We start from the raw sequence: 7342 nt of genomic DNA on the forward strand, positions 1-7342 counted from the left end.
GTAGTGAAGGTTTTGAAGAATACAAAGAAGGACAACCCAATAAAACAGCTTATGCATTGGGCTGGGAAAGATAAGTATTACTTATACGTATCAATTCTATGCTCTTTTATAAGTGGTATTTCAATAATGGTTCCATACTATGGGGTGTATACATTGTTAAAAACTACTTATGAGGGGAGTTGTACTAGTGAGGTATTAGTAGAAAATGCAATTATGATTTCAGTTGCAATTGTTATAAGGTTTGTGTTGTTTTCAGCATCAGGTGCTCTATCACATAAAGGAGCTTATAATTCCTTGTACAAAGTACGTTGTATGGTAGTAGAACATATGGCAAGAGTTCCCTTAGGGGAGTTGAGTGAAAGAAATACTGGAGATATAAAAACAGTTCTTAACGAAGATATTGAAAAGCTAGAGTTATTCTTAGCACATCACTTGCCAGAGCTAGTTTATTATATGTGTGGACCTGTTGTAGTTTTTGTATATTTAGCATTTATAAATATACCTTTAGCGGTAATTTCTGTAGTTCCATTAGTGCTTGCATTACTAGTTATGACTATTATGTTTAGAGGAATGGATACAATGATGGATAGAGTTAATAAATCTATATCAGGTTTAAATTCAGCCATTATTGAATATATTAATGGAATGAAATTAATTAAAGCATATAACATGGGAAGTAAATCTTTTAAAAAGTATTCAGATACAATTGAAGAAGAAAATAAGGTATGGAATGAGGTATCTAGGAAAATGGGACCTCCATATACTGCTTATGTTCTAATTACAGAATGTGGAATGCTTTTAATGGTTCCTATAGGAGGATATTGGTTCTTAAATGGTTCTATTACAGCAAGTGTTTTCTTACTTTTTGCATTTATAGGTTCTTTATATTTAACAGAATTACGTCCATTACAAGAGCTAGGTTCTAACTTTGCTCAAGTTTTAAAGGGAATTAATAAGACAAAAGAGATTTTAGATATACCTGTTTATGAAGGTGGAGTATCCTTTCCATCAAATTATAGTGTGTCATTAAAAAATGTTAGATTTTCTTATGATGGAAAAAAAGGATGTATTAAATAATTGTTCTTTAAATATAAAAAATGGCGAGAAGATAGCTCTAGTTGGAAAATCAGGAGCAGGAAAAAGTACTATTATTGAATTAATATCACGTTTCTATGATGTAAATAGTGGAAGTGTAAGCATTGGAGGAATTAATGTAAAAGATATAAATTATGAAGAGCTATTAGAAAATGTAGCTATTGTATTTCAAAAAACATTTTTAACTCGTGATAGTGTGTTTGAAAATATTCGTATGGGCAGTAAGGCAAGTTTAGCAGAAGTTCGTCAAGCAGCAAAACTTGCACAAATAGATGATTTTATTATGAAGCTTCCAGATGGTTATGATACAAAGGTTGGTAACTTTGGAGCTAGATTTTCAGGAGGAGAAAAGCAGAGAATTGCTATTGCTAGGGCAATATTAAAAAATGCTCCAATATTAATATTAGATGAAGCAACAAGTGCTGCAGATCCAGAAAATCAAGTGGAAATTGATAAAGCTATATCTAATCTTTGCATAGGAAAAACAGTAATAATTGTAGCCCATAGACTTGGAGTAGTTAAAATGTGTGATCGTGTTGCTGTAGTTGAAAATAATACAGTTACATGTTTTGGTACTCATGATGAAGTTAAGAAGAAAAATGATTATTATAGCAAGTCTTGGAAAGATTACGAAAAAGCATGTTCTATGTCATATGAATTAGAGGGAGGCGAAGCTATATGAGCACAGAAAAATTATTAAAGGGAAATAAGAAGCTAAATTTATCAATTGCTTTTACAATTGTTGAGGGATTCCTTGCAGGATGTAATTTTATGGTGATTTACAATGTATTTAAATCACTATGGGATGGTTCTATTAACATGAAAAATATTTTACAACTTACAGGTGGATTGCTTTTAATTTTTATTTTACGTCTATTTATTTATAGTTATGGATATGTACAAGGTCAAATTGGTGGCGCAGAGGTTAGTAAAAATATTAGATTATTCTTAGGAGATAAATTAAAGAGAATACCTTTATCACGTTTTTCTAATCTTCAAACAGGAGAATATGTAAATGTAGCAACTTCTAATGTAAACAGCTATGAATCTATTTTAACTCATAAAACAGGAGACTTGGCTAAAAATATAACTCTTTCTCTTATGTTAATAATATTTGTAGGTTCACTATCTTTACCATCAGCATTAATATTATTAGCAGCAGATTTGGTATTAATTCCAGGAATGTTATGCTCTTTTGCACAGGTTAAAAAGTATGGCTCACAAAAAAGTGATATATGTTCAGAAAATGTAAGCAGTATTGTTGAATATATTACAGGAATACAAACTTTTAGATCTTATGGTATTGGAGGTATTAAAAATAAAACTGTTACAGATAGCATGAAGGCATTTAGTGATATTAGTTTTTATTTTGAAGCAAAGATTATACCAATAGGAATGGTTCGTAGCATTTTATCTTGGCTTAGTATGCCTCTAGTTATTATTATAGCAGGAAAAGCTTTTATAGCAGGAAATATTCATGCAGTGGATTACCTAATTATTAGTTTCCTACCATTATTCTTATCAAAGTTATCAGATACAATTTTTGTAGATTTAACTAGCTATAAAAATTTAATGATAGCTAAAAGACAAATTTTAAAGGTAGCTAATGAAAAAGAGGATATATCAAGTAATACTTTATTTGAACCTAAGAAACATGATATAGAATTTAAAAATGTTAATTTCTCATATGTTGAAAATGAGCCAGTTTTAAATAATATAAATCTTTGTATTCCTGATAAGAAATTAACTGCTATTGTAGGAGATTCAGGTTCAGGAAAATCAACAATTTTAAATCTAATTTCTAAGTATTATGAACCAACTAGTGGAGATATTAAAATAGGTAATATTTCTATAAAATCAGCAGGAGCTGAGCAGGTTTTATCAGAAATTTCAATGGTGGATCAAGATGTATTTTTGTTTGATGATACTATAAGAAATAATATACGTTATGCCCGTCCTTCAGCAACAGATAAGGAAATAGAGGAAGCATGCATAGCAGCAAATTGTCATGAATTTATTTGTAAGATGGAAAAGGGATATGAAAGTACTGTTGGAGAAAATGGTAGTCAACTATCTGGAGGTCAACGTCAAAGGCTTTCTATAGCTAGAGCAATATTGAAAGATGCACCTATTTTGCTTTTAGATGAGGCAACAGCAAATCTAGATGTAGAAAATGAAATAGCAGTAAAAGAAGCTATTAACAATCTGTTAAAGGCAAAGAAAACAGTGGTTATGATTGCACATACTCTTTCTGTTATTGAAAAAGCAGACAAAATAGTTGTTGTTTCAGCTGGAAAAGTTGTAGAAAGTGGGAATCACGATGAATTAATTAAGAAGAGTGGAAAGTATGCTAAGATGTGGAATACTGAAAGACAGCTTTTAAACGTAGGATAGTAGATATGAAAATAATATTTATAGGGATATTAGTAATGCTTTTAATAAGTTTTATTATCACCTTAACTGTTCACATAAAGCAGTTTGGGAAAAGAATTGAAGATACAAGAGAAGAAGGACTTTTTAGGAATATTAAAGATGAAAAAGTTAAGTTTACTTCAGGGAAAAGTGAATTGACAGGACATTTTTATTATAATAAATCATCTCATAAAGAAAATAATGTTATAATTGTGTTGGTAAATGGATATGGATTAACTCATAAATCTTATAGTTTAGAAATAGAAGAGTTTGTAAGGCATGGATTTACAGTGTTTGCATATGACATGACAGGATGTGGAGAGAGTTTAGGTAAAAAAATCAATGGATTTTCACAATTTATACTTGATGCAAAGGCAGCTGTAAACTTTATATCAGAAAAAAGCCCTTTTAGTGAAATTATTCTTATTGGACATAGTACAGGAGGATATGCAGCTGCAGCTTTACTAAATATAGATAATATAAAAGTAGATAAAGCAGTTATAATTGCAGGTTTTAATAAAACAGGGCAGTATGTTAGAAAGTGTGTCCAGAAAAGGTTAGGCTTATTTTCATATTTAATTGGATTTTGGGTATATGTATTAGAATTTTTTAAATTTTCTAAGATATCGAGGTATACAGCTATTAATGGTGTTAATAAGTTTTCTGGAGATACCCTTATTATTCAAGGAAGTAAGGATGAAGATATGTATAATAAAGGGTCGCTGTATTCAATGAAGGAACATGCAAAAGGAAAAAATATTAAATTTACTTTAGTTCCTAATGGAGATCATTATCCACTTATAATAAAAAGAGGGAAAACGGGAAAAATAAATAGAGTGGTATTTGAAAAAATAATAAATTGGATTTGTTATAAATAATAGATATCAAAAAGCAGCCATAACTATAAATTAGTTAAGGCTGTTTTTTTAAAAGACTGTATTTTTAGATAAAGTGATAAGTAAAACTAGCTATTTAAATATAGGTGGACGTCCTTTAAAATTCGTATTTTTATAAGGATGACTACCTTTTATAAATAGTGGGGATCCTTCTATCTTACAAAAAATGTACTTGAAAAGAGCCAGATAATTAGCTAAATATTTGGTTGAAACACCTCTGTAAACAGAAATAAATCTTTTAATATTGCCATGAAGGTTATTGATTTTTTGAATGTTAAAATTCTTAAAGGAATGTTGTCCTTTTGGTATAGCTACATGATTTAGCTTGCAATAGGAAGATAGTGTTTTATAAGCAAACGAAATATCTGTTATTAATGTGCTGCCAGGGGAAGCAGCTTTTCCAATACTTCTTATAAGATCATTAGAGGATGGCTTACCCATAGTTATTGGTGCTATATATAAATTTCTATTATCATCTAAAGCAGTTAAAACACATACCTTTTCTTTTGAAATACCTCTGTACTTAGAAGCGCCGCCTCTTTTATGAGCTTTCCTTGGCATAACAAATCCGTCTGATTTATGATTACCTTTAAATGATTCTTGAAAAAAGGTTTCATCACATTCTATCTTATCTTTTTTTGTTGAGAAAATAGGCGTGTTGGTAGTACGAACAAAAGATCTTCTACATGTTTTACATAGATATCTTTGAACATTTTTATTCTTTCCATTTTTAACTATGTATTTATTATGGCAGTGAGGGCAAATTAAGTTTGAGTTATCTTTTTGTGAAGATAACTTTAGTAAAATGCTTATATCTAATATTAATTTTCTTTTAGCAGAGTTGCTAAAGTTCTTTATCATATCTAGAACTTTATCATAATTACACGAATTCAAATTAATCACTTCCTAAAAATAATCTGTTAAAATGATTGACCTATTTTATCACTTTTATTCATAATACAGCCAAGTAAAAGCAAGTGTAAGGTTAAAAAATTATAAGAGCAAATTAATTTTATAGGTTATTTATTAATATATATGTATTGATAAAAATATAATATGGAGTGAATCAGTTGAATGTTATTTCTGTGGTAAATTACAAAGGAGGAGTTGGGAAGACAACCTTAATATCAAATATAGCTGCTAAATTATCAAGTGAGGGTAAAAAGGTATTATTAATAGATTTAGATCCTCAAGGAAGTTTAACATTTTCATTTATGCATACAGATGAATGGAGCAAGAAGTATTCTAATTCAAAAACTATAAAGAATTGGTTTGATGGGAAATTAAATGATAAAGATGTTAATTTAGATGATTATGTTATTAATGATTTATATATAAATAGGAAATATTTAAGGAATAATTCATTAGACTTAATAGCATCACATCTAGGCTTATATGATATAAGTATGGAAATGGCAATTAAATTAGGAGGAAGAGGCAGGAGGAATATAAGTAAAAATAAAAATGACTGCCTATTTATGCTAAAGAGAGGGTTAAAGGATATTGGTAATAAGTATGATTATGTATTTATAGATTGTCAGCCAAGCTTTGATTTACTAACACAAAATGCCATTGTAGCCTCAGATTATTATATTATCCCAACTAAGTTTGATTACTTATCTACCTTAGGGATAGATTCTTTGATTTTTCATATAGAGAATCTTATAAAGGAAATAGGGGAAGCTTCTAAAGAATTTAGTTTTAAAGGTTATAATCTAAATCCTAAATTACTAGGGGTTGTAGGCAACATGGTTACTATATCAAAAGAAAATAATATGATTAACTTTAATGAAAATATATTGAATGAGTTTAAAAAGGACAAATATAAGTTATTTAAAAGTAGGATAAGGAATAATCCTGAATTTATGGATTCTAAAGAATTGATACCTGCTATTATGAAAAAGTCAAATAGCAGTAATAAAACTAGAGAGAAAATCAAGGCGGAAATAGAAGCAGTTACTTTAGAATTTAAGGAGAGAATATAGGATGTCAAATAAAAAAGATGATGTTTTAAAAGTTGTAAAACTAGTTGTTGAATTTATAGATAAGCTAACAGAAGAAGAGATAAATGGGATTATAGATGGAAAGGTAAAGTTTTATATTGAAGGCAAGCAAAAAACTGCTTCTAAGGTTAAGGAAATAGAAAATTTTGATGAAATAGTAAGCAGGATAAATTCTATAGAAAATAGAGAAGAGGCTACAGAGTATATAAAGAGTTTGAAGTTAACTAATGTTTGTTTAATTTCATTAGGAAGTAAATTTGGAATTACAATTAAGAAAAGCTACAAGAAAGAAAAAATAATATCTACTATTGTAGAGAGCGTGGTAGGAAATAGATTAAAAGTAGAAGGTTTAAGAAGTGGAATATTAGGAGGTGAGTAAATTTCTTAATATTTAAAATGAATAGGAGCTATATCAGAAAGTTTAAGTTTACTGATATAGCTTTTACTTTGAATATTAAAATCCTTATAGAAATTAAAAATTATAAACTTCAATAGTTTCTAAATTATACTCATCAGTAGTATCTTCATAATTTTGTACTGTTTCTTCATGTGAGGTTGGTTGTTTATACTCTTTATCTTCATTATGGTTTGATTTTATTTCTGAGTCTACTTTGTTAGAAATATATATGGAATTATCTAAAGATGTTGATTTGGTATTAATAGAAATAACTGCTATAGCTGAAATGCGAGCCTGTAAATAATTTTGTGTATTCTTATCTTTTTCTTAGAAATAATCAAAATTATTGAATCTTATTTATTAAACAATTTTGTCTGAAATTGTAACAAAATTTTTGTTATCTATATTGTATATTATACCCAAAGTATGGCTATAATATACAATACGGCAAATATTTATTAGGACTTTTTGTTAAGATTTTCTTAACTATAGAGTCCTTTTATTATGCATTTTTTTCAAGAATATCACTAAATAGTATA

The 7342-nt window shown here is 28.6% G+C and carries 5 protein-coding genes and 1 pseudogene; 5 read left to right on the forward strand and 1 reads right to left on the reverse strand.

The features are described 5' to 3' along the window. The first annotated feature begins 51 nt into the window (after positions 1 to 51). The 3 genes and pseudogenes from BM384_RS03710 to BM384_RS03720 all read left to right on the forward strand — a co-directional run bounded on the left by BM384_RS03710 (position 52) and on the right by BM384_RS03720 (position 4385). Positions 52 to 1777 (forward strand): annotated as a pseudogene (locus BM384_RS03710) (ABC transporter ATP-binding protein). Continuing rightward, a complete protein-coding gene (locus BM384_RS03715) occupies positions 1774 to 3489 on the forward strand; it encodes an ABC transporter ATP-binding protein (RefSeq protein WP_090011201.1) in 1716 nt (571 codons plus the stop codon). Before BM384_RS03710 ends, BM384_RS03715 begins: the two are co-directional and overlap by 4 nt. A gap of 5 nt (positions 3490 to 3494) precedes the next feature. Continuing rightward, entirely contained in the window at positions 3495 to 4385 is an 891-nt protein-coding gene (locus BM384_RS03720; protein WP_090011203.1) for an alpha/beta hydrolase, read from the forward strand. Between the two features lie 90 nt (positions 4386 to 4475). Here BM384_RS03720 and BM384_RS03725 read toward each other — a convergent pair whose 3' ends face one another. Continuing rightward, the gene (locus BM384_RS03725; protein ID WP_090011205.1) at positions 4476 to 5297 is read right to left on the reverse strand and encodes an IS1595 family transposase; all 822 of its coding nucleotides are present in this window, start codon (positions 5295 to 5297) and stop codon (positions 4476 to 4478) included. A 176-nt stretch (positions 5298 to 5473) separates the two neighbouring features. On the opposite strand from BM384_RS03725, the gene BM384_RS03730 reads away from it, so the two are divergent. Together BM384_RS03730 and BM384_RS03735 are read left to right on the forward strand one after the other, a co-directional pair. Further along, positions 5474 to 6388, forward strand: coding sequence for a ParA family protein (locus BM384_RS03730; RefSeq protein WP_175537271.1), 915 nt, complete (start codon positions 5474 to 5476; stop codon positions 6386 to 6388). A 1-nt stretch (position 6389) separates the two neighbouring features. After that, positions 6390 to 6785, forward strand: a complete 396-nt coding sequence (locus BM384_RS03735) for a hypothetical protein (protein WP_090011209.1) — start codon at positions 6390 to 6392, stop codon at positions 6783 to 6785. Positions 6786 to 7342 lie beyond the last annotated feature (557 nt).

The organism is Clostridium sp. DSM 8431, assembly GCF_900116755.1.
Taxonomy (GTDB): domain Bacteria; phylum Bacillota; class Clostridia; order Clostridiales; family Clostridiaceae; genus Clostridium.

Excerpts from the sequence above, each read along its gene's own strand:
- BM384_RS03735 (WP_090011209.1), top strand. The coding sequence starts at position 6,390 with ATGTCAAATAAAAAAGATGATGTTTTAAAAGTTGTAAAACTAGTTGTT.
- BM384_RS03715 (WP_090011201.1), top strand. The coding sequence starts at position 1,774 with ATGAGCACAGAAAAATTATTAAAGGGAAATAAGAAGCTAAATTTATCA.
- BM384_RS03720 (WP_090011203.1), top strand. The coding sequence starts at position 3,495 with ATGAAAATAATATTTATAGGGATATTAGTAATGCTTTTAATAAGTTTT.